General features: G+C 72.8%; 19 protein-coding genes. 15 read left to right on the top strand and 4 right to left on the bottom strand.

Translation table 11 applies throughout. The features are described 5' to 3' along the window. Positions 1 to 99: 99 nt before the first annotated feature. Positions 100 to 2574 (top strand): ABC transporter permease, encoded by a 2475-nt coding sequence (locus tag ACLQ29_RS24795; RefSeq protein ID WP_425773869.1) that lies wholly within the window; start codon positions 100 to 102, stop codon positions 2572 to 2574. Positions 2575 to 2675: 101 nt separating this feature from the next. Here the strand turns inward: ACLQ29_RS24795 and ACLQ29_RS24790 are convergent, their stop codons facing one another. Both ACLQ29_RS24790 and ACLQ29_RS24785 read right to left on the bottom strand, forming a co-directional pair. Further along, a complete protein-coding gene (locus tag ACLQ29_RS24790) occupies positions 2676 to 3938 on the bottom strand; it encodes a nucleotide sugar dehydrogenase (RefSeq protein WP_425773868.1) in 1263 nt (420 codons plus the stop codon). A gap of 126 nt (positions 3939 to 4064) precedes the next feature. Continuing rightward, positions 4065 to 5435 (bottom strand): serine/threonine-protein kinase, encoded by a 1371-nt coding sequence (locus ACLQ29_RS24785; RefSeq protein WP_425773867.1) that lies wholly within the window; start codon positions 5433 to 5435, stop codon positions 4065 to 4067. Between the two features lie 539 nt (positions 5436 to 5974). Here ACLQ29_RS24785 and ACLQ29_RS24780 point away from each other — a divergent pair. The 10 genes from ACLQ29_RS24780 (at position 5975) to ACLQ29_RS24735 (ending at position 13708) form a co-directional block, all read left to right on the top strand. Beyond that, complete coding sequence (locus ACLQ29_RS24780) at positions 5975 to 6607, top strand: RNA polymerase sigma factor (protein WP_425773866.1); 633 nt, start codon at positions 5975 to 5977, stop codon at positions 6605 to 6607. 16 nt (positions 6608 to 6623) lie between these two features. Then, on the top strand, positions 6624 to 7451 hold the full coding sequence (locus tag ACLQ29_RS24775) for a hypothetical protein (RefSeq protein WP_425773865.1): 828 nt from the start codon (positions 6624 to 6626) through the stop codon (positions 7449 to 7451). Positions 7452 to 7605: 154 nt separating this feature from the next. Further along, a complete protein-coding gene (egtA, locus tag ACLQ29_RS24770; protein WP_425773864.1) occupies positions 7606 to 8844 on the top strand; it encodes an ergothioneine biosynthesis glutamate--cysteine ligase EgtA in 1239 nt (412 codons plus the stop codon). After that, positions 8841 to 10175 (top strand): ergothioneine biosynthesis protein EgtB, encoded by a 1335-nt coding sequence (egtB, locus tag ACLQ29_RS24765; RefSeq protein ID WP_425773863.1) that lies wholly within the window; start codon positions 8841 to 8843, stop codon positions 10173 to 10175. Before egtA ends, egtB begins: the two co-directional genes overlap by 4 nt. A gap of 40 nt (positions 10176 to 10215) precedes the next feature. After that, a complete protein-coding gene (gene egtC / locus ACLQ29_RS24760) occupies positions 10216 to 10962 on the top strand; it encodes an ergothioneine biosynthesis protein EgtC (protein ID WP_425773862.1) in 747 nt (248 codons plus the stop codon). A 49-nt stretch (positions 10963 to 11011) separates the two neighbouring features. Then, positions 11012 to 11977: an L-histidine N(alpha)-methyltransferase gene (egtD, locus tag ACLQ29_RS24755; protein WP_425773861.1), complete on the top strand. Its 966-nt coding sequence runs from the start codon at positions 11012 to 11014 to the stop codon at positions 11975 to 11977. A 218-nt stretch (positions 11978 to 12195) separates the two neighbouring features. Further along, entirely contained in the window at positions 12196 to 12783 is a 588-nt protein-coding gene (locus ACLQ29_RS24750) for a TMEM165/GDT1 family protein (RefSeq protein WP_272611408.1), read from the top strand. Positions 12784 to 12822: 39 nt separating this feature from the next. Then, positions 12823 to 13185 carry a DUF1622 domain-containing protein gene (locus ACLQ29_RS24745; protein WP_425773860.1) on the top strand — a complete coding sequence of 121 codons (363 nt, stop codon included), beginning with the start codon at positions 12823 to 12825 and terminating at the stop codon, positions 13183 to 13185. Further along, positions 13185 to 13514 (top strand): hypothetical protein, encoded by a 330-nt coding sequence (locus ACLQ29_RS24740; protein ID WP_425773859.1) that lies wholly within the window; start codon positions 13185 to 13187, stop codon positions 13512 to 13514. The genes ACLQ29_RS24745 and ACLQ29_RS24740 overlap by 1 nt, the downstream gene beginning before the upstream one ends. Beyond that, entirely contained in the window at positions 13511 to 13708 is a 198-nt protein-coding gene (locus ACLQ29_RS24735) for a hypothetical protein (RefSeq protein WP_393370526.1), read from the top strand. Before ACLQ29_RS24740 ends, ACLQ29_RS24735 begins: the two co-directional genes overlap by 4 nt. Before the next feature lie 29 nt (positions 13709 to 13737). On the opposite strand, the gene nhaA is transcribed toward ACLQ29_RS24735, so the two are convergent. Beyond that, positions 13738 to 14988 carry a Na+/H+ antiporter NhaA gene (gene nhaA, locus ACLQ29_RS24730; protein ID WP_425774014.1) on the bottom strand — a complete coding sequence of 417 codons (1251 nt, stop codon included), beginning with the start codon at positions 14986 to 14988 and terminating at the stop codon, positions 13738 to 13740. Positions 14989 to 15192: 204 nt separating this feature from the next. Here nhaA and ACLQ29_RS24725 point away from each other — a divergent pair, with 204 nt between their 5' ends. Next, positions 15193 to 16656, top strand: coding sequence for a polysaccharide biosynthesis tyrosine autokinase (locus ACLQ29_RS24725; RefSeq protein ID WP_425773858.1), 1464 nt, complete (start codon positions 15193 to 15195; stop codon positions 16654 to 16656). Here ACLQ29_RS24725 and ACLQ29_RS24720 read toward each other — a convergent pair. Further along, on the bottom strand, positions 16637 to 17191 hold the full coding sequence (locus ACLQ29_RS24720) for a low molecular weight phosphatase family protein (RefSeq protein ID WP_425773857.1): 555 nt from the start codon (positions 17189 to 17191) through the stop codon (positions 16637 to 16639). The two genes, ACLQ29_RS24725 and ACLQ29_RS24720, sit on opposite strands and share 20 nt — an antisense overlap. 168 nt (positions 17192 to 17359) lie before the next feature. Between ACLQ29_RS24720 and ACLQ29_RS24715 the strand changes: the two genes are divergently transcribed. The 3 genes from ACLQ29_RS24715 to ACLQ29_RS24705 all read left to right on the top strand — a co-directional run bounded on the left by ACLQ29_RS24715 (position 17360) and on the right by ACLQ29_RS24705 (position 21132). Next, positions 17360 to 18607 (top strand): glycosyltransferase family 4 protein, encoded by a 1248-nt coding sequence (locus tag ACLQ29_RS24715; protein ID WP_425773856.1) that lies wholly within the window; start codon positions 17360 to 17362, stop codon positions 18605 to 18607. A 97-nt stretch (positions 18608 to 18704) separates the two neighbouring features. Further along, positions 18705 to 20489 carry a DUF4012 domain-containing protein gene (locus ACLQ29_RS24710; protein ID WP_425773855.1) on the top strand — a complete coding sequence of 595 codons (1785 nt, stop codon included), beginning with the start codon at positions 18705 to 18707 and terminating at the stop codon, positions 20487 to 20489. A gap of 13 nt (positions 20490 to 20502) precedes the next feature. Then, positions 20503 to 21132, top strand: coding sequence for a hypothetical protein (locus ACLQ29_RS24705; RefSeq protein WP_425773854.1), 630 nt, complete (start codon positions 20503 to 20505; stop codon positions 21130 to 21132). Positions 21133 to 22102: the final 970 nt, after the last annotated feature.

Genomic DNA, 22102 nt, shown 5'->3' with positions numbered 1-22102 from the left:
GGGGCGCACGCACGTCGAGCGCGTAGGTGGAGATCAACCGACCGGCTCCGGCCATAGCGTCGGAGGGGTCCGATCCGCCACCTGCACCGGGAGCCCCGCATGATCCGCCTGACCCTGCGCTCGTTGCGTGCCGAGGCGCTGCGCATGCTGCTCTCCGCGCTGGCCGTCGTGCTCGGTGTCGCGTTCGTCGCCGGCACGATGATCTTCGTCGACGGGATGCGCGCCGGGGCGTACGAGCGGGCCGGCACCTTCGACCGGCACACCGACCTGGGTGTCTACTCGGCCGGTAAGGAGTTGCTGGCCCCGGCCCTGGTCGACCGGGTGGCCGCGGTCGACGGGGTGGCCGCGGCGGCCGGTGAGCTGACGAACACCGCCGGGATCGTCGGCGCCGACGGCCGTCCGGTGCTCGGCTTCACCATGCTCGTGGCCATCCCCACCGAGCAGGCTCTGCGCTCGTACGACGTGGTCGCCGGCCGACTGCCCGACCGGCCCGGGGAGGTGGTGCTCGACGCGCCGACGGTGGCCGAGGAGGGCTTCGCCCTCGGCGCCGAGGTCCGGGTCGGCGGCCGTGGCGGCGCGGCCCGCCCGTACACCCTGGTGGGCACCGTCGACGTGGCCGGCACCGTCCGTGATGTGGGGGGCCCGTTCGTCGGCCTGGTCGGGCCGGACGCGTTGGCCCTCACCGGCGAGCGGGGCTACGGCCGCGTCCTGGTGGCGGTCCAGCCGGGCGCCTCCGTCGCGGCGGTGACCGAGCGGGTACGTGCCATCGCTGGCGGCGAAGCCACCGTGAAGAGTCGTCAGCGGATCCTCGACGAGGCCGTCGAGGAGGCGGTCCGCAACGCGGACCAGTTCCGGATGCTGCTGTTGATCTTCGTGGGGGTCGCCGTGGTGGTGGCCGGCTTCGTGATCGCCAACACCTTCGCGATCGTGCTGGCACAGCGCACCCGGCGCACCGCGCTGCTGCGCCTGGTCGGCGCCACCCGGGGGCAGGTCTTCCGCGCCGCCCTGCTGGAGTCGGCGGTGCTCGGGCTTGTCGCCTCCGCGCTCGGGGTGCTGCTCGGGGTGGCCCTCGCCGGCGGGATGAGGCTGCTGATGTCCCGACTGGACGTGCCGGTCACCGGTGGCCTGACCGTGACCGGTGCGACGGTGCTGACCGGCCTGCTGCTGGGTACCGCGCTCACCGTGTGCGCCGCCCTGCTCCCGGCCTGGCGGGGCACGCGGATCGCTCCGGTGGCCGCGCTCACCGACGCGGCGGTGCAGCCGAGCCGGGGGGCTGGTTGGGTTCGGTTGACCTTCGGCGCGGTGGTGCTGGCCGTCGGTGTGGCCGCCCTGGCCGGCGCCGCCAGCGCCGGTCAACTGCTGCTGGTGGCCGTCGGCGGGGTGCTGGCCTTCTTCGGGATCGTGCTGTTCGGGCCGGTGCTCGTCCCGGCGCTGGCCCGGGTGTTCGGCTGGCCGGCACGTCGTGTGCTCGGGGCGGTCGGCGCGCTGGCGGTGGCCAACACGGTCCGTAACCCGCGGCGGGTGGCCGCGACCGCCACCGCCCTGGTGATCGGGATCGGACTGGTGTCGGCCTTCCTGGTCGGCGGACGCAGCACCAAGGACGGCATTGAAAGCAGCGTGGATGCCCAGATCGGGACGGACTTCATTGTCGTTGGAATCGGTCAGGACCTGCCTGCCGCGCTCGCCGGTGAGCTTGCCGCCCGCCCCGAGTTGGGGGTGGTGCACGAGCAACGCAGCACTGTCGTCGCCGACGTCGAGATCCGGGCGGCCCACCCGGCGTTGGTCGGCCGCACGCTGACCGGGGTGCTGGCCGGTGGCGCCGATCGGCTCGGGCCGGGGCAGGTGCTTGTGCACCGGGAGTTGGCGCAGGCACGAGGCTGGCAGGTCGGCTCCTCGGTGACAGTCGGGGGCCGGTCGTTCCGGGTGGCCGCCGTCGTCACCGACGACTCGGCCGGCAACGGTGCGCCGGCGGGCTACGTCATCGACATGGCCGACACGGACTTCACCGCACTCTTCCCTGGTCAGCGGGGCGTCCTGGCTGAGATCGACCCCGCCGCCGGGGTGAGCGCCGAGCGGGCCGGGGACGCGATCGAGGAGGTGCTGGACAGCTACCCGACGGTGAACCTGATGGACCAGGGCGCGTACAAGAAGATGCTCACCGGCACCGTGGACATGGTGCTCGCCCTCGTCACCGCGCTGCTCGGCCTGGCCGTGGTGATCGCCCTGGTCGGCGTGGCGAACACGCTGAGCCTGTCGGTGGTCGAGCGAACCAGGGAGAACGCCGTGCTGCGGGCGGTCGGGCTCACCCGAGGCCGGATGCGGGCGGTGCTCGCCGTCGAGGCGGTGCTGATGGCGCTTGTCGGTGCGGTGCTCGGGGTCGGGTTGGGCACCGGCGTCAGCGCCTCCGCGATGGCGCTGCTTGCCCGCCTCAATGAGAACTTCCACGTGGTGCTGCCGTTCGGCCAGCTCGGGTTGATCCTCGGCGTCGCGGTGCTGGCCGCCCTCCTGGCCTCGGTGCTACCGGCCCGCCGGGCGCTGTCCCGCCCGGTCGTCGAGGCGCTCGCCGACCAGTGACCGTCTGCGCCGCCGCGGTGCCGCCGCTCACGGCGGAACGGACATCCGCCGGCCGGTCCCGCCGTCTTTCCCGGCGGCGGGACCGGCCAGCGGTGCCGGGTCTACAGGCGCTCCACCAGCGGGCCGACGCACCGGTTGCGGGTGTCGAAGACGTAGCGCGCGTGCTGGACCACCAGCTCGTAGTCGAAGCTGTCGTGGTCGGTGACCACCACCACCGCGTCGGCGGCGCGGACCTCCTGCTCGGTGAGGTCGACCACGGTGACCCCGTCCGGGATGTGGTGCGCCTCGGCGTACGGCTCGACCGCGTGCACCTCGGCGCCCAGCCCGCGCAGCCGCAGGGCCACGTCGACCGCGGGGGAGTCGCGCATGTCGCCGGTGTTCTTCTTGTACGCCAGACCGAGCAGCAGCAGTCGGGCGCCGCTGACGGCCCGGCCGTCCCGGTTCAGGCCCCCCATGATCCGCTGCGTGACGTGCTCGGGCATCTCGTGGTTGATGTCGTTGGCCAGCTCGATGAACCGGAACTGCCGGCCGAGGCGGCGCTTGACCTGCCAGGACAGGTAACACGGGTCGATCGGCAGGCAGTGCCCGCCGACCCCGGGGCCGGGCCGGAAGGGCAGGAAGCCGAACGGCTTGGTCTCGGCGGCGTCGATCGCCTGCCAGACGTCGATGTCGAGGTGGTGCGAGAGCATGGTCAGCTCGTTGATCAGTGCGATGTTGACCTGGCGGAAGGTGTTCTCGATCAGCTTGGTCAGCTCGGCCACCTGGGTCGAGCCCACCGGCACGGTGCGTTCCACGAGCCGCTTGTAGAAATCGTCCACCCTGGCCAGCGATACCGCGTCCACGCCGGAGACCACCTTCGGCGTGTTCTCCAACCGCCAGCTCGGGTTGCCCGGGTCGATCCGCTCCGGGCTGTAACCGAGATGGAAGTCACCCGGGCTGCGCAGCCCGCTGGCCGATTCCAACAGGGGGCGCAGCAACTCCTCGGTGGTGCCCGGGTACGTGGTCGACTCCAGGATCACCGTGCACCCCGGGCGGACGTACGGGCCGATGCCCACACCCGCCTGCTCGACGAAGCTCAGGTCGGGGGTGCCGTCGCGCAGTGGGGTCGGCACGGTGATGACACAGATGTCGAAGCCCTCGGCATCGGTGTATTCCGTGCTGGGGTGGTACCGGCCGCTCCCCAACGCGCGGCCCAGCCGGTCGGTCGGGATGTCCTCGACGAACGACTCGCCCGAGGCGAGACGCTTCACCCGGTCGGCGTCGACGTCAAGACCGACGACGTCGAACCCCGCCTCCACCGCGCGCATGGCCAGCGGCAGCCCGACGTACCCCTGACCGATCACGACCAGCTTTTCAGCGTTCACCCGGGCCCCCGCAGCAGATGGTGGATATGACCTGCTGAGGAGCCTAGAGGGGTGTTCGGCGACCCAAGTCCGTTTTGGGGATATCGGGGCTGGTGGGACTATCCGCGCTGGGTGAAACCGGCGTGCTCAGTTGCCTGCCGGCCCCTCCGGAACGGTCGGGCTCTCCGGCGTGGTCGACGTGGGCGCCGACGGCGTGGTCGACGGGGTGCTGGGCGGGGTGCTGGCCGGCACGGTCGTCGTCGGCGTGACCGATGGCGTCGGCGGCTTGATCGTCTGGCTGGGTCGCGTGCTCGGCGTGGCGGAGATCGACGCCGACGGGGAGTTGCCGGGGGCCACCGGCCGGTCGGGACGCGTCGGGCCGCCGGTGGCGATCTGCTCGTTGCCCGCCGGCAGATCCAACGGGCCGCTCGGCTCCACCGCTGGCGGGGTGGTCGGCAGCTTGACCGCCGGATCTTCGCCGGCACTGTGCATCGTGCCCAGTGCCGCGCCGAGCCCGACGAGAGCGACCAGGACGGCCACCGCCGCGCCGACAAGCGGACCCCGCCGTCGCGCCCGCCCGGCCCGGGTCCCATCCGCCACCGCCGCGCCGACCGGACCGTCGCCGCGGGTGCCCGGCCCGGCGTCGCGCAGCGGAACGGCCGCCGCCATCGCGGTGGGCGGTTCGCCGCCGGTGACCGCGGTCCGGGCGGCCTCGGCCATCGCCGCGCCGCTGCTGAAGCGATCCAACGGATCCTTGGCCAGGGCCCGGGACACCAGGGCGCGGACCGCCTCCGGAATCTCGTGCGGCAGCTCCGGCGGCTCGTCGTCGAGGTGCCGCACGGCGACCTGCAGCGGATTGTCGCCGGTGAACGGCGGATTGCCGGTGAGGCAGCAGTAGGTGACCGCGCCCAGCGCGTAGATGTCGGTCGCACCGCTGACCGGTCGCCCGGCGGCCTGCTCGGGGGCCATGTAGAGGGCGGTGCCAGGCACCGCGTTGGTGCTGGTGATGCTGGTGATGTCGAGCGAACGCGCCACGCCGAAGTCCACCAGGACGACCGAGCCGTCCTCGAGCACGAGCAGATTGCTCGGCTTGACGTCGCGGTGCACGATGCCGCCCCGGTGCGCCGCGTTCAGCGCCGCGGCGGCCTGCGCCACGATCGACATCGTCTCGGCCACGTCGAGGCGCCCGGCCGTCTCGATCCGCTTGGACAACGGCTCGCCGGCGACGAACTCCATGACCAGGTAGTCCGCCCGACCCGCGCCGTCGGGCAGGTCGTCCGCGCCGCAGTCGAAGACCTGCACGATGCCGGGGTGCCGCAGTGCCGCCATGATCCGGGCCTCGGCTCGGAACCGGGCGATGAAGTCGGGGTCGGAGACCAGGGTCGGCAGCAGCACCTTGACCGCGACCTGCCGGCCGAGGATGAGGTCCGCGGCTAGCCAGACGTCGCCCATGCCGCCCGTGGCGACACGTTCGTCCAGGCGGTACCGACCGCTGAGCACGACCCCCGATGACAACACCGCAATACCGTACCCAGAGTGGGGCGCGGGAGCGCGACACGGGCTGTCCGCCGAACGAGTGACAACTTCGGCGCATTCGGCTGACCTGTGTGGACACCATGTCGTTGTGACGGTGCGACAACCTGACGTGACGAAAAGTGACATATTTTGGCGCGACGTCGTTCGCCGGTGGCCGAAAGGCGTACCGCGGTCGGGTTTGGGCGCTCTGCTCACGGGCGGTGCAGCCGACACGCCGGCTCGCAGAGTTGATAATTGTCACTCTTCCGTGACAACGTGCCGGCTTGTCGCGTCGGTGGGCCCGTCCTAGCCTTAGCCCGGCTCGGGCTGCCCCGGTCATCTCGACCGTCCGGCGCGCCGAGCCGACGACCCTGGCGTCGGCCCACCAGACACCCCGGCCCGGCGACTCGGTCCGGGTGGGCTCAGATTGGCGGAGGGGCGGTGCGGGGGCGGGTGTTCAGCGGGCGGGCGGTGCGTGCCGCGTGGTCTGCCGCACCGCGGCGGAGCGGGGCGGCGCGAGCCCGGCACGCCACGGGCCGCGGATGACCGCCGAGCTGTCCGACGCGGTCAGCGCGGCGCAGGCGGGAGACGAGGACGCGTTCCGCCTGCTCTACCGCAGCCTCCAGCCGGGCCTGCTGCGCTACCTGACCGCCCTGGTCGGCCCGGATGCGGAGGACGTCGCCTCCGAGACCTGGCTACAGATCTCCCGCGACCTGCCCACCTTCACCGGTGGCGAGTTCCGCGCCTGGACCGTCACGATCGCCCGCAACCGGGCGATGGACCACCTGCGCCGGCTGCGCCGCCGGCCGTCCCTGCCGGTCCCGGTGCACGCGCTCGTCGACCTGGCCAGCGCGGCGGACACCGCCGAGGGCGCCAGCGAGACGATCGGCACCGAGACCGCCCTGGCGCTGATCGCCACCCTGCCTCCCCGCGAAGCCGAAGCAGTCCTGCTGAGGGCCGTGATCGGGCTGGACGCCGGATCCGCGGGCCGGGTGCTGGGCCGCCGGGCCGGTGCCGTCCGGACCGCCGCCCACCGCGGTCTGCGCCGGCTCGCGGCCCTGCTGGAACGGCAGCGCGCGGCCGAGCCGTCCGCCGAGGTCGACGGGGTGCCGCCGCCCCGCGCGGGCGGCAACCCCTCCCTGCGGGCACCGCACGCCGAGCCGGCGGACGGCTGACGTGAGGGGATTCTGGATGAACCCGTTCCGGCGCGTCGACCACGCCGAGACCGAACGGCTGCTCGACGCGGCCCGCGCCGACGTGCGCGCCCCGTCGGACCGGGCGACCCGTGCCGCGTCGCCCGGAGAGGAGGCGGCGTCGTCGCCGGCCCGCGTACCCCCGGCGGATTCGGTGGCCGGTGTGCTCGCCGCGGCCGCCGGTCCGGCCCGGCCCGGCGAGTTGGCCGGTGAGGAGGCCGCGCTTGCCGCTTTCCGGGCCGCGCGGGCCACGCCGGCGCCGTCCGTGCCCCACCGACCCCGCCGTCGTCGCCTGACCACCGGCGCGGTGGCCTGGATCGGCGCGGTGGCGGCCACTGCCACGGCCGGCGCCGCCTTCGCCGCGGTCACCCGGGACCGGACGCCGGAGCCGCTCGGGCCGGCGCCGTCGCGGACGTCGTCGAGCCCCTCCACGGCCGGCGAGCCCAGCCGATCGGCGCCGCCTGGCCCGTCGTCGCCGGGCCAACCGTCCCCCGGCGCGTCGTCACCGGGCCATCCGGCGCCCGGCCCGCCGTCACCGGGCGCCCCGTCGACCCCCGGCGCGCCCGTCGGCCAGGTGCACGGGCTGTGCCGTGCCTGGCAGGCCAAGAAGCCCGAGCAGCGGGAGAAAGCGCTCCGGACGCCGGCCTTCGCGAGGTTGGTCGCCGAGGCCGGCGGTGTCGCCGAGGTCGAGGCGTACTGCCAGCGGTTGGCGCCCGAGCCCAAGCCGTCCAAGCCGTCCGAGCCGGCGAAGCCCCAGGCCCCATCTCCGCCGACGGGCCGCCGCGCCTCCGGTGAGCAGCCGACGGGCCGCCGCGTCCTCCGGTGAACGGCCGGCGGCCGCCGCGTTTCCGTTGCGCCCTGCGCGGGAAATTCGTCTGTTAGACAGGGGTGGGTGGTGCCGTGCGGCCCCGACGATGTCGGTGGGTGGGTTTACGGTGACACCGCGCCCGAAGTCGGCACACGGAGAGGGGTCACGACAGTTGGTGACGTCACCCGAGTTGGACCGCAGCGCCATCCTGCGTGAGTCCGGGGCCGCGGGCCGGCACCTGGCCCGCATCTGCTTCAAGACCGGCCCACCGACACTCACCGGCGTCGAACTGGAATGGACCGTGCACGACGCCGCCGATCCCGCCCGCCCCGTCGACCCGACGCGGCTACGGGCGGCGCTGGGGCGGCACACCCCCGCCACGTTGGATGTCACGAGCCCGGCCGAGCCGCTGCGACACGGCGGCCTGGTGACCCTCGAGCCGGGTGGCCAGTTGGAGATCTCCACCCCGCCCCGCCCCTCGGTCACCGCATTGATCCAGGCCACCGATGCCGACATCGCCCAGGTCACCGACCTGCTGGCCGCCGCCGGGCTGATCCTCGGCCGCAGCGGCATCGACCCCCACCGACGGCCCCGCCCGGTGGTGGAAACTCCCCGCTACCGCGCGATGCGCGGCGCCTTCGACAGGCACGGCACGGCCGGCCGCACCATGATGTACAGCACCGCCGGCCTGCAGGTCTGCCTCGACGCCGGTGAGCCGGACCAGGTCGCGCCACGCTGGGCGGCCGCCCACGTGGTCGGGCCGCCGCTGCTCGCGGTGTTCGCGTCGGCCAACCGGCACGCCGGGCGGCGCACCGGCTGGGCCTCCGCGCGGATGGCCGCCTGGCTGGCCATCGACCCGGCCCGCACCCGCCCGGTCTGGATGCCCGGCCGCGTCGACGAGGACCCGACCGCCGACTGGATCCGGTACGTGCTGGCTGCGCCCCTGCTCTGTCTGCGCCGGCACGGCACGGACTGGACCGCGCCGCCGGGCGTGACCTTCGCCGACTGGCTCGACGGCGCGTTGCCCCGACCGCCCACCACCGACGACCTCGACTACCACATCAGCACCCTGTTTCCGCCCGTTCGCCCGCGGGGCTACCTGGAGCTGCGCTACCTGGACGCCCAGCCCGACCGCGACTGGCGGCTCCCGCTGGCGGTGCTGGCCGCCCTGTTCAACGATCCGGGCACGGTGCGCGCGGCGCACGCGGCCGCCGCGCCGGTGGCGCACCGCTGGTCGGCCGCCGCCCGGCACGGCCTGGCCGACGCCGCGCTGGCCGCCGCCGCGGCGGCGCTGCTCGACCTGGCCCTACGCACGCTGCCCCGGCTGGAGCTGCCGGCCGGCATCCACGACGAGATCCAGCACGGAGTACGACGGCGGTTGGCCGCCGCGACGAGAGGACGGGACCGGTGAGCGCGAGTACGACGGGACACACCGACGGGGAGCGGCTACGCGACCGGATCGCGGGGGAGTTGGCGCGGGCCCGCGCCCGCACGACGCTGCTGACCGAGGTCGACGACGCGGACCTGCTGCACCAACACTCACCGCTGATGTCGCCACTGGTCTGGGATCTCGCCCACGTGGGCAACCAGGAGGAGCTCTGGCTGGTCCGTGACGTCGGGGGGCGCGAGCCGGTCCGGTGCGACATCGACGAGCTGTACGACGCGTTCAAGCAGCCGCGACGGGACCGTCCCGCGCTGCCGCTGCTGCCGCCCGCCGAGGCGCGCGCCTACCTGGGCACCGTCCGGGACAAGGTGCACGACCTGCTCGACCGGGTGGCGTTCACCGAGCGTCCGCTGGTCGCCGATGGGTTCGCCTTCGGGATGATCGTGCAGCACGAGCAGCAGCACGACGAGACCATGCTCGCCACCCACCAGCTCCGGTCGGGGCCGGCGGTGCTGCACGCCCCGCCACCGCCCGAGCCCTCCGCCCGGGTCGGTCCGGAGGTGCTGGTGCCGGCCGGCGAGTTCACCATGGGCACCGACACTGACCCGTGGGCGCTGGACAACGAGCGCCCGGCGCACCGCGTCGACCTGCCCGCGTACGTCATCGACGCCGCTCCGGTCACCAACGGGCAGTACGCGGCCTTCATCGCCGACGGCGGCTACACCGATCCGCGGTGGTGGAGCGCGGCGGGCTGGTCCCACCGCCTTCAGGAGCAGCTCAGCGCGCCGATGCACTGGCACCGTGACGGCGCCGAGTGGTCCTACCGGCGCTTCGGCAGGTGGAGCCGGGTCCGCGCCGACGAGCCGGTGGTGCACGTGTGCTTCTACGAGGCGCAGGCGTACGCGGCGTGGGCCGGCAAGCGGCTACCGACCGAGGCGGAGTGGGAGAAGGCGGCCCGCTGGGATCCGGCGACCGGGCGGTCCCGGCGTTATCCCTGGGGGGATGACGACCCGACCGAGGCCCACGCCAACCTCGACCAACGTCACCTGTGGCCGGCGCCGGTGGGCGCGTACCCGGGTGGCGCCTCGCCGTTGGGTGTGCACCAGCTCGTCGGCGACGTCTGGGAGTGGACCTCGAGCACGTTCGACGGGCATCCCGGCTTCACCGCGTTTCCCTACCGCGAATACTCGGAGGTCTTCTTCGGCGGCGACCACCGGGTGCTGCGCGGCGGCTCGTTCGGCACCGACCGTTCGGCCTGCCGGGGCACCTTCCGCAACTGGGACTATCCGATCCGCCGGCAGATCTTCAGTGGGTTCCGCTGCGCCCGCGACGTCCGACCGGACGAGTCGTACCGGTGATCTGCCGCGCGGCCGGCGGCCCGGCGGGGGCGGGGCGCTGATGTGTCGCCACCTGGCCTACCTGGGGCCGCCGGTCACCCTTGCCGAGGTGCTGTTCGATCCGCCGCACTCGCTGGCGCGGCAGTCCTGGGCCCCGCGCGACATGCGCGGCGGCGGCACGATCAACGCCGACGGGTTCGGGGTCGGCTGGTATCCGGGCGACGGTGCGCCGGTGCGCTACCGACGGGCGCAGCCGATCTGGAGCGATCCGACGATCGCCCAGCTCGCGGCGGTGACCCGCAGCGGCGCGTTGCTCGCGGCGGTGCGCTCGGCCACGGTCGGGATGGCGGTGCTCGACGGCGCCGCCGCGCCGTTCGCCGAGGGGCGGTGGCTGTTCAGTCACAACGGTGTGGTCCGCGGCTGGCCGGACGCGGTGGTGCCGCTCGCCGCCGGGCTGCCGGTGCGTGACCTGCTCACGCTGGACGCCGCCACCGACTCGGCGTTGCTCTGGGCGCTGGTGCGGCATCGGCTGCGCGCCGGCGAGGATCCGGCCGAGGCGGTCGGGCAGACGGTGGCGGACGTGGCCGCGGCGGCCCCCGGTTCGCGGCTCAACCTGCTGCTCACCGATGGCCGCCGGGCGGTCGCCAGCGTGGCCGGGCACGCGTTGTCGGTCCGCGAGACGCCGGGTTCGGTGCTGCTCGCCTCCGAGCCGCACGACGACGACCCCGGGTGGCGGGCGGTGCCGGATGGGCACCTGGTCCTGGCCACCGTGGGTGACGTGCGGGTACGTCAGTTGCCGATCCGGTGAGCCGCACCGGTCCCGGCGCCACCTGTTGTTCGAGCAGAAAGGCTGATCGATGACCGCGGATCCGCTGGAGATCTACCTCGAAGAGGGCGACCTGGAGCGCGGCCTGCGCGACGACGTCCGGGCCGGGCTGAGCGCCGGGCAGAAGTGGCTGCCCCCGAAGTGGTTCTACGACGCCCGGGGCAGTGAGTTGTTCGAGGAGATCACCCGGTTGCCCGAGTACTACCCGACCCGGGCCGAGCGGGCGGTGCTGGCCGAGCGTGCTCCCGCCATCGCGGCGTTGACCGGGGCCAAGACCCTCATCGAGTTGGGTTCCGGCTCGTCGGAGAAGACCCGGCTGCTGTTGGACGCCTTCAGCCGGCGCGGCGGGTTGGGCACGTTCGTTCCGCTCGACGTGTCGGTGAGCGCGCTGTCGAGTTCCACGGCCCAGATCGCCGCCGACTATCCGCGCCTGCGGGTCCGGGGCATCGTGGGTGACTTCACCCGGCAACTGGACCGGCTGCCCACCGGCGGCCGTCGGTTGGTGGCGTTCCTGGGCGGCACCATCGGCAACCTGCTGCCCGTCGAGCGGGCCGAGTTCCTGACGGCGATGCGCGCCGCGCTGGAGGTCGGCGACTGGCTGCTGCTCGGCACCGACCTGGTGAAGGACCCGTCGGTGGTGGTGCCCGCGTACGACGACGCCGCCGGGGTCACCGCCGAGTTCAACCGCAACGTGTTGCGGGTGATCAATCGGGAGTTGGGCGCCGACTTCGACCCGGAGGCGTTCGCGCACGTGGCCCGCTGGGACCCGACCCACGAGTGGATCGAGATGCGGTTGCGGGCGACCCGGCCGATGCGGGTACGGGTGCTGGACCTGACCGTGGACTTCGCCGTGGGGGAGGAGCTGCGCACCGAGGTCTCGGCGAAGTTCCGCCCGGAGGGGATCGCCGGGGAGTTGGCCACGGCGGGCTTCGCCACGACGGAGTTCTGGACCGACCCGGACGGGCTCTTCGGGGTCACGCTGGCGCGGGCACGGTGAGCCGGTTCACCCACCACGGCCCGGCCCGGTGGTGATCCGCTAGGCTGGTCCCGCGAAGGGGAGTAGCCCCCAATGTCGTGGTCGACATACTGGTGCGTTCCGCATCCGGCCACGCGGCCCCGGTTTTTTCCGGGGCGGGCGAGACCTTCGACTCAGGCTGTTGCAGCCGGGTCGAGGGCGCCCCTGTACCTCCTCCCGGCGTGAACGGGAAGGATGTCATGGAGGGATTTTTCGCCGCGCTGGTGATCAGCTTCGGCGTCATCTTCGTCGCCGAGCTGGGGGACAAGTCCCAGTTGATGGCGCTGACCTTCGCCACGCGGTTCAAGCCGATTCCGGTGCTGATCGGCATCACGGTCGCCACGGCTGTGGTGCACCTGGCGTCGGTGGCCATCGGTGTGGGTCTCGGGGCGGTGCTGCCGACCGAGTGGATCTCCCTGGTGGCCGGCGTGGCGTTCCTCGGCTTCGGCGCGTGGACGCTGCGCGGTGACAAGCTCACCGAGGAGGAGAAGCGCAAGGCGGAGAAGACGAGCAAGACCGCGATCGTGGCGGTGTCGGTGGCGTTCTTCCTGGCCGAGTTGGGCGACAAGACGATGCTCGCCACGATCACCCTCGCCACCAAGTACGGCTGGTTCGGCACCTGGCTCGGCTCCACCATCGGCATGGTGGCCGCGGACGCGCTTGCCATCCTGGTCGGCCGGATGCTCGGTCGGCGGCTGCCGGAGAAGGCCATCAAGTACGGCGCCGCGATCCTGTTCGCCATCTCCGGTCTCTGGCTGATCCTGGAGGCGGTAAACGAGCTGACCTGAGTGCCGACTAGCTGGCCCGAGGACGGGTAACGGCCTCCGGTGGAGCCGGCCGAGCTGTTGCGCCAGGGCGACCAGGTGCTGGTTGCCGTCGTGGAGGTGTGCGGCGCGCTCGTCATCTTCGTCGGGGCGGTCTGGGCGGCGGTGCGGTTCGTGGTCGAAGGGCTGCGACACCGTACCGCCGCCCGTTTCACGCCGATCCGGCTCTCGCTGGGTCGCTTCCTGACCCTCGGTCTCGAATTCCAGTTGGCGGCCGACGTGCTGCGGACGGCGGTGTCCCCGTCGTTCGACCAGATCGGCCAACTGGCCGCGATCGCGACGATCCGGACGGCGCTCAACTACTTCCTGGGCCGGGAGATCCGTCAGGAGCAGCGGCAGGTGGCCGAGGGTGAGCGGCGCACGTGATGAGCGTGCTGATCACGGCCGTCACCGCGTTGGCGCTTGTCGCCGGGGTGCTCACCACGCTCACCACCGGGGCGCTGCGCAGCGGCGTGCGGATCCTGCTGGACCTGCTGACCGCGGCCGGCCTGCTGCGGCTCGTCGGCGAGCTGGGGTGGAACGACCTGGCCGGCGCGGTGGCGATCATCGCCCTGCGTCAGTTGCTCGGGGCGGCGCTCAGCCGCCCACCCCCGTGGTCCGGCCGACAATCCCCGGCGCGCTGCGCCGATGACGATCGCCACCTACCGTTGGCGGTAAGAGGTGAAACCGGGGAAAGCGGGAGGATAACCACATGAGCCGGCACGACGAACCGAACGAGTACGGCTTCGCCGGCGAAGGCACCGCTCCGGAGCCGCCGCCGTCGGGCAAGCCCGACGAGCAGGATCGCGCCGAGGAGATCGCGGTGCCGGGCGACGACCTCACCGCACCGACGGCGGAGGCGCTGGCCGAGGAGACCGAGGACCTGCCGCCCGCCGAGCGCCGCCGCTGACCGCGTAACCCCGGGCGAGCGCCGCGCCCCTACCTGTCGGCGGGCCGTTGGTAGACGTCGGGCACGCCGTCGCCGTCGGCGTCGAGCCGCTCCCGCCGCGCCACCCGACGGTACGCGGCGTTGCGGCGGCGCAGCACCATGGTGGCCAGCCCGGCGGAGACCACCGATCCGAGCAGCACGGCCACCTTGACCCGGTCGTCGGCGGTGCCGCCCGTGCCGAAGGCCAGGTCGCCGATGAGCAGCGACACGGTGAACCCGACGCCGGCCAGCAGGGCGATTCCGGCCAGGTCCGACCAGGTGATGTCCTCGTCCAGCTCGGCGCGGGTGAACCGGGCCAGCAGGTACGTCGAGCCGAAGATGCCGATGCTCTTGCCGAGCACCAGGCCGGCGACGATGGCGATCACCACCGGGTCGGTCAGCAGGTTGCCCAGGTCGGTGCCGCGCAGGGTGACACCGGCGGCGAACAGGGCGAAGATCGGCACCGCGATACCGGCCGACACCGGCCGCCACCGGTGCTCCAGGTGCGCCGCGAGCCCGCCGTCGTCCGTCGGCGTCCCGGCGGCGCCCGCCGTCCGGTGGCGGGCGAGCACCGGGACGGTGAAGCCGAGCAGGACACCGGCCACCGTGGCGTGCACACCGGAGGCGTGCACGAGGGCCCAGGCCGCTGTCGCGAGGGGGACCAGCGCCCACCACCACGTGTGGCCGCGCCGTACCAGCACCGCGAAGAGCCCGATCGGCGCGAGCGCCGCGAGCAGCGGTACGGGATGGAAGTCGGCCGTGTAGAAGACCGCGATGATGGTGATGGCGAACAGGTCGTCGACCACGGCGAGGGTGAGCAGGAACGCGCGCAGGCCCTGGGGCAGGTGCGAGCTGACCAGCGCGAGCACGGCGAGCGCGAAGGCGATGTCGGTGGCCGTCGGGATCGCCCAGCCGCGCAGCCCCGTCCCACCCCCGGCCACGACGACCGCCACGTAGATCAGCGCCGGCAGCAGCATCCCGCCGAGAGCGGCCACCACGGGCAGCGCGGCCCGGCGCCTGTCGCGTAGTTCACCGGCGACGAACTCCCGCTTGAGTTCCAGACCCACCACGAAGAAGAAGACGGCCAGCCCTTCGGCCGTCGCTCGGGCGGTGGGGTGGGGGAGGTCATTCGCGGCGCTCACCTCGGGGCATCGGGACGGCAGGAATCCACTTGCCGACCAGACTTCCCGGCACACCGCTGTCGACCCTATCCGGGCCCGGGCGCGGTGGCGACCGCGGGGGCCGTTTGGTCGGCATCCGATCGCGGCCGACTTTTCCCCGGTCTCGCCGCTGCCGAATGCACCTCTGCCCGGTTGGTTATGCGGGCGCACGTGTCGAAGTCAGAACCACCTAACTCCGGACATAAGTCGTATTAGCCGCTTTAATGGTTTCACGAGTTGACAGACGACCTTGGGGGTTTTCGTGAAGTTTTTTGGCGTAACCGGACCGACGCGGAGGCGCTCCTGATGGACCTGCTCCGCCAATTGCGCCACGTGCGTCGGCACTGGTGGGTCGTGCTGGTCACGGTCATGGTGACCCTGGGCGCCTCGGCGTTCCTGACCGTACGGGCCCAACCCCGGTACGTCGCCTCGGTGACCTTCTTCGTCACCACCCCCAACTCCGGCGTCAGCGATGCCTACCAGGGTGGTCTCTTCCTCCAACAGCGCGTGAAGTCGTACGCCGACCTGCTCACCAGCGACCGGCTGGCGCAGAGCGTGGTGGCCGAGACCCCGGTGGGTCTCACCGCGGACGAGGTGCGTAGCCGGGTGAGCACCTCCACCGAGACCGGCACCGTCCTGCTGCGCGCCGCGGTCACCGACACCGACCAGACCCGGGCGTTGCGGGTGACGGAGTCGCTCGCCGCGAAGTTCGTCGACCTGGTGCAGAAGGTCGAGACGACCTCCGAGGGCAAGGCTCCCATCAAGATCGAGGTGGTGAGCGGCCCACGGGTCACCGCCAACCCGGTCTCACCACAGCCCACGCGCAACCTCACCCTCGGCGGGCTGATCGGCCTGGTGCTCGGCGTCGGCCTGGCGATCCTGCGCGGCGTCGCCGACGTCCGGCTGCGGGACTCCGCCGGCCTGCAACGCGCCACCGGCAGTCCGCTGCTCGGCGAGATCCCCTACGAGAGCAGCGCCCGCACCGAGCCGCTGATCATCGGCGACGCCGCGACCTCGGCCCGCGCCGAGGCGGTGCGCAAACTGCGGACGAACCTGCGCTTCGTGGACGTCCACGAGCCGGCCCGGGTCATCGCCGTGACCAGCGCGCTGCAGGGCGAGGGCAAGACCACGCTCTCCTGCAACCTGGCCATCGCGCTCGCCGAGGCGGGTTGGCGGGTGTTGCTCGTCGACGCGGACCTGCGCCGGCCGAAGGTCGACGAGTACCTGGGCCTGGACGCCGGGGTCGGCCTCACCGACGTGCTCGTCGGCGACGTGAAGGTCGGCGACGTGGTGCAGCGCTGGGGCGACAAGTCGATGCTCGTGCTGCCCAGCGGCTCCGCCCCACCGAACCCGAGCGAGCTGCTCGGTTCCAAGGCGATGTCGGACCTGCTGCTGGCGCTGCGGGAGTCGGCGGACATCGTGATCATCGACACCGCTCCGCTGCTCGCGGTGACCGACGGCGTGGTCGTGGCCGTGCAGGCCGACGGCGCGCTGCTGGTGAGCCAGCAGGGCCGTACCTCCCGGACCCAGGTCGCCGCGGCGGCCCGCGCACTGCACTCGGTCTCGGTCCGCCTGCTCGGCTGCGTGCTGAACATGGCAAAGGTGGCCAAGGCCGAGGCCTACCAGTACGAGGCCTACCGGGTGGTCGCCTCCACACCTCCGGCAACGGTGCCGGCGGACCGGGCGATGTCCGGCCGGCACAGCGACACCACCACCGGGGTCAACGGCGTCGCCGACCACACCCAGGAACTCACCCGGCTGCCCCGATGAGCGCGGCGAGGGGTCGCAGCGACCGTTCGATCTCCTCGGCGCAGCGTCGGAAGTCGGCGGACGTACCGCCGATCGGGTCCCGCAGGTCGTCCGCGTCCGGGGCGGCGGGTTGCAGCCGTCCCCGGGCCTGGGCGACCGCGGCGATCGCCGCCCGCAACGGGTCGTCCGCCGGCTCGGCGGGCGGCTCGGCCGCCGCGGCCAGCCGACCGAACTGGCGCAGGGTGAACGTGCGGTGCAGCGCGCTCGGTGCCAGCGCGGTGCAGACCGAGCGCTGGCGGCGGGTGGCGGTCAGCACCAACGTCGCGTCGACGAGGTATTCGGGCCGCAGAGCCCGGGTCCTGAACGCCGACACGTCCGCGCCGCCCTCGGCCGCGACCTCCAGGGCGTACGGGTGCATGGACAGCCCGTCGATCGCGTCGGTGCCGGCGCTGGCCACCGTGACGGACCTGTCGGCCAGCAGCCTGCGGGCCAGATGCTCGGCCATCGGTGACCGGCACAGGTTGGCGTGGCAGACGAACAACACGCGATCAGCCATCGGTGCCCCTCTCGTCGGTGCGGGCGCGGGCGGGCACACCGTGCGAACGGTGCGTCGGTGCCGGCGGCCGCGCGGAGAGGGGTTGTCGGCATCGTACGCGCGCCGTCCACCCGTCGGTCGGGGTGCCGCGCCGATCGCCGCCGATTCGCGGCGGACGGGGGCGCGGCCATGAAGATCGGCATCCTGTCCTACCACTTCCCGCCCGAGCCCGCGTTCATCCCCGGCAGCCTCGCCGAGGAGTTGGCCGCGCGGGGGCACGAGGTCCGGGTGCTCACCGGGTTTCCGGACTACCCCGGCGGGCACGTCTATCCCGGCTGGCGGCAGCGGTGGCACCACGAGACGCACAGTGAACGGCTGACCGTGCGCAGGGTGCCCCGTTACCCGGGAGGCGCCACGTCCACCGGCGCCCGGATGGCCAGCTACCTCTCCTTCGCCGGCAGCGCGACGCTCACCGCCCGCCGATACTTCAGCGGCCTCGACGCGCTGTACGTCTTCCAACTCCCGGCCACGACGTTCGCCGCCGCCGGGGTGCTCCGGCTGCTCGGGCAGGTGCCGACGGTGCTGCACGTCCAGGACGTCTGGACCCGCGACGGCACCGACGAGGCGGGCGAGGGGGGTTGGGTGTCGCGGCTGGGCAGCGCGATGACCCGGATCTACCGGTCGGCCGCGCGGATCGCGGTCGCCGCGCCCTCGATGCGGGACCTGGTCGTCGCCGCCGGCGCCGAACCGGACCGCGTCCGGCTGGTGCTCAACTGGACCGACGAGCGGATCTTCTATCCGGCGACACCGGGCGCGGCGGCCCGCCAGCTGGTCCGTCGGGACGGTCGGTGCGTGGTCATGCACGCCGGCACGATCGGCCCACGGCAGGGGCTGGAAACCGCGGTCCGGGCGGCCGCGGCGCTGGACCGGACGATGGACCTGGTCCTGGTCGGTTCGGGCTCGGCCGAGCGGCGGGTCCGGGGGCTCGCCGCCGAGTTGGGCGCGGACAACGTCCGCTTCGTGGCCCGCCGGTCGCCTGTCGACATGCCCGAGCTGTACGCCGCCGCCGACTATCAGCTGGTCATGCTGCGCGACCTTCCGGAACTGCGCGGCACGGTGCCCGGCAAGTTGCAGGCGGCGCTCTCCTGCGCCGCACCGGTGATCGCGTCGGCCGGCGGCGACACCACCGAGCTGGTCGAACGCGTCCGGGCCGGGCTGTCCTGTCCGCCGGAGGACTGGGCGGCGCTGGCCGACCGGTTCTGGTTGGCCGCCACCATCCCGCCGCCGTCGCGTACCGAGATGGGTCGCCGGGGGCGGGCCGCGTACCTGCGGGAGATGTCGCTGCCCGCCGGGGTGGACCGGATCGAGCGGTTGCTGCACGAGGCGGCGGGACGTGTCACCGAGCCCGTCGGCGAACTGCGAAGGAAATTCGCTTAAAGGGCGAAGAAGCCAAGAACGGTACGAAGTTCCCCGACACGTGCTAAGAACGTCAGGGAACCGACCTTCTGTCCGGTTCCGCGAACGGGAGTGTGGTGTGACGGAAAGCGAACGGTCGACCCGGCGGCGGAGCCGGTCCCGGCGTCGTCGGCGGGCCCGACTGCGACGTGCCCTCCTCGGCGCCCTGGTCGTCGGCTCGCTGCTGCTGGCGACCGGCGGCTGGATCGGCTTCCGTGGCTGGCAGGCGCGGACCCACCTGCTCAACGCCGCCGGCCTGGCCCGGGAGTTGAGCGCGCAGGTGGTGGGTGGGGACACCGACCGCGCCCTGCGGACGCTCGACGCCCTGCAGGAGCAGTCCGGCGCCGCTCGGGCGGCGACGGCCGATCCGAGTTGGCGACTCGGCCGGCGGACGCCGATCGCGGGTGACGATCTCGACGCCGTCCGCCGGATCGCCGTCGCCATCGACCAGTTGGCCCGGGAGGTGTTTCCGAGCCTGCTGCGGACGGATCTGACCCGGCTGGTGCCGAGCGGCGGCCGGCTGGATCTCGCCCAGCTCACCGCGGTGTCCACCGAGCTGACCGGGGTCAACGAGTCGGTGCAGCGGACCCGCCGAGACCTGGGCGCGGTGCCGGCCGACCGCCTGGTCAGCCAGGTCCGGCAGGCACTGACGGACCTGCGCGACGAGATCGACCGACTGGCCAGCCTCACCACGGCCGCCGATCAGGGGGCCCGCCTGCTGCCGCCGCTGCTCGGCGCGAACGGACCGCGACGGTACCTGCTGGTCTCGCAGAACCTCGCCGAGTTGCGTGCCACCGGAGGCATGTTCGGCGCGTACGCGATGATCGAGGCGGAGAACGGCGCGGTGAAGATGGGCAAGCAGGGCAGCAGTGCCTCGCTCGGCCGGTTCACCCCGGCGCTGAAGGTGCCCGCCGAGATCCGGGCGCTCTGGACCGACCTGCCCGGCATCTATCCCGCCGACGTCAATCTGTCTCCGCACTTCCCGAGCGCCGCCGCGCTGTACCGCGAGATGTTTCGGCGCTCGACGAACATCACCGTCGACGGTGTGCTCGCCGTCGACCCGGTGGTGCTGTCGTACCTGCTCAAGGCGACGGGTCCGGTGTTGGTGCCCGGTGGGGTCCCGCTGGCCAGCGAGAAGGTCGTGCAGACCCTGCTCAACGACAGTTACCAGAGGCTGAACGTACGGCAGCAGGACGACTTCTTCGCGGCGTCAGCCGCGTCGGTGTTCGACGCCTTCTTCAAGAAGAATGTCAACCCTCGTGTGTTGTTGTCCGCATTTGACCGTGCTATCACCGAACGACGGATATTGTTCTGGAGTGCCCGACCTGAGGAACAGCGGACATTCGGCGCGAGCCGGATGGCCGGGACGCTTCCGGAACAGGACACCGTGCCGACCGTCGGCGTGTTCCTCAACGACGGCAGTGGCGCGAAGCTCGGCTACTACCTGCGGCCGACGGCGAACCTGACGGTGGGCGAATGCCGGCCCGACGGTCGCCGCGAGCTACGGCTGCGGGTGACCCTGCGCTCGACCGCGCCGAAGTCCGGACTTAGCGAATCCGTCCTCGGGCTAGGTCTGGCGGGCGACCCCTACACCGCCCGCACGTTGGTGTCGATCTTCAGCCCGGCTGGCGGGGCGGTGCTCGAGGCCCGGCTCGACGGGGCCGAGACGGCGCTTGGCAGCGGCACCGAACGCCGCCGCCAGGTGGCGACCGCAAGCGTCGACGTCGGCCCCGGCGTCGAGAAGGTGCTGGAGGTCACCGTGCTGACGGCCAAGACCGGCGTCGGGCAGGCCGAGCTGTGGCTGACCCCCACCGCCAGCCCCTGGACCACCCAAGTTCATTCCGCACCAAGCTGTGACCAGTAGGAGGGAACCAATCATGCGGCTATCCCGCATCATCATGGCGCTCACGGTCGGCCTGGCCGTGGTGGCCGTGCCGGCGGCAGCGGGGGCGGCACAGCCGCAGCCGACGCCGAGCGCGACCGCCGACCCGCCGCAACCGCCGCCGTACCCGCCAGCCGCAGCCTCGCTGACCGTCAACCGGCCGACGATCTTCCTCGGTGAGACGGTCCTGTTGACGGGCACCGGCTTCGGTCCGAACGAGACGGTCGACATCGTGGTGACGGTGGCTCCGCTTGCTGCCCCGGCCGGCGGTCAGGCTCCGGCTCGCCGCAGCGACGGCAGCACCGTGGCGATGGTCCCGGTGGCCTACCAGGCGAGCGCGCCGCTGACCTTCACGGCGTACACCGACGCCCAGGGAAGGTTCACCAAGCACTACAAGCCGTCGGTGACGGGTCACCTGACCTTCACCGCCACGGGTCGGGAGTCCGGCCGTTCCGCCAGCACCGAGCTGCGGGTGCTGCACAAGAAGCAGCCGCTGCCGGTCACCGGTGACAGCATCGGCACGCCCATGAAGCTCGGCGGTGGCCTGGTTGGCGCCGGAGCGGTCATGCTGCTGCTGACCCTGGCCTGGCGTCGCCGCCAGCGCCTCGGTGGGACCGCGCACTAATCCGCACACCACCGGGCCCTGCCCGGATCGCACCTGAAGCTGGCGCCCGTCGGAATACTCCGACGGGCGCCAGCGCCCGTCAGCCCCGAGTGCGTCCAACTCTCGGGGCGTCGGTCCGGGTGGGTCCGGTCCGGGCTGGGTCCGGTCCGGGGTGGTTCGGTCTGGGGTGGGTCCGCTCCGGGGTGGTTCGGTCTGGGGTGGGTCCGCTCCGGGGTGGTTCGGTCGGGGGTGGTTCGGTCCGGGGTGGGTTCGGTCCGGGGTGGGTTCGGTCCGGGGTGGGTTCGGTCCGGGGTGGGTTCGGTCCGGGGTGGGTCTGGTCCTGGGTGCGTCCGGCTATGGGTGTCCGGGCCCTTGGGTGTTCTCGGGCCTGGGTGCGTCCGGTCCGGTCCTCGCTTCGGTCCGGTCCTAGGTCCGATCCCGGGGGGTGCGGTCCCGGGGGGTGCGGTCCCGGGGGTGTCGGGTCTCGAGCGCGGTTCGGCCCCGACTACGTCGCCGCCGGGTACGTCCTCGCCGGCACCCGGGCGCTCCGAGGCGTCAAGATCAGGAACGTCAGGGCCTTCGACCGATCCAGGCCGGAGGCGACCACGTCCCGGACCAGGGTGGGCCAGTCCCAGCGAGGGCGCGGCGAACCCGAGCAAAACCATGACGTCTATAGGTGTATTTATCCCTTTTCAGGGGTGCTGACCGCGGCCGGCACGCCTCGATCGACTCGGGTTTCATGATGTCGGGGTGTCGGAGCGTCCCGGATGCCGCGTTATCAATGACTCCGAGTGGATCATGTCCGATTCGGCGCGGTCTGGCCCAGGTCGGCTCGCCTGGTGCCGCAGGCGGGAAGTGGCTGGGCTTTTCCTGCCAATTTGGGCGGTTTGGCCGACGTGACGGGCCGCACCTGGGGGCCGGAATGATGGCCGGGGCGGGGTCGTTACACACCCTGACGATCGCAGCACCACCGGCTCCGCCACCCGCACGC

This window comes from Micromonospora sp. DT228 (assembly GCF_049841595.1).
GTDB lineage: Bacteria > Actinomycetota > Actinomycetes > Mycobacteriales > Micromonosporaceae > Micromonospora.
Note: the sequence above shows the minus strand (reverse complement) of the source record. Positions and strands in the feature narration are given on the sequence as shown.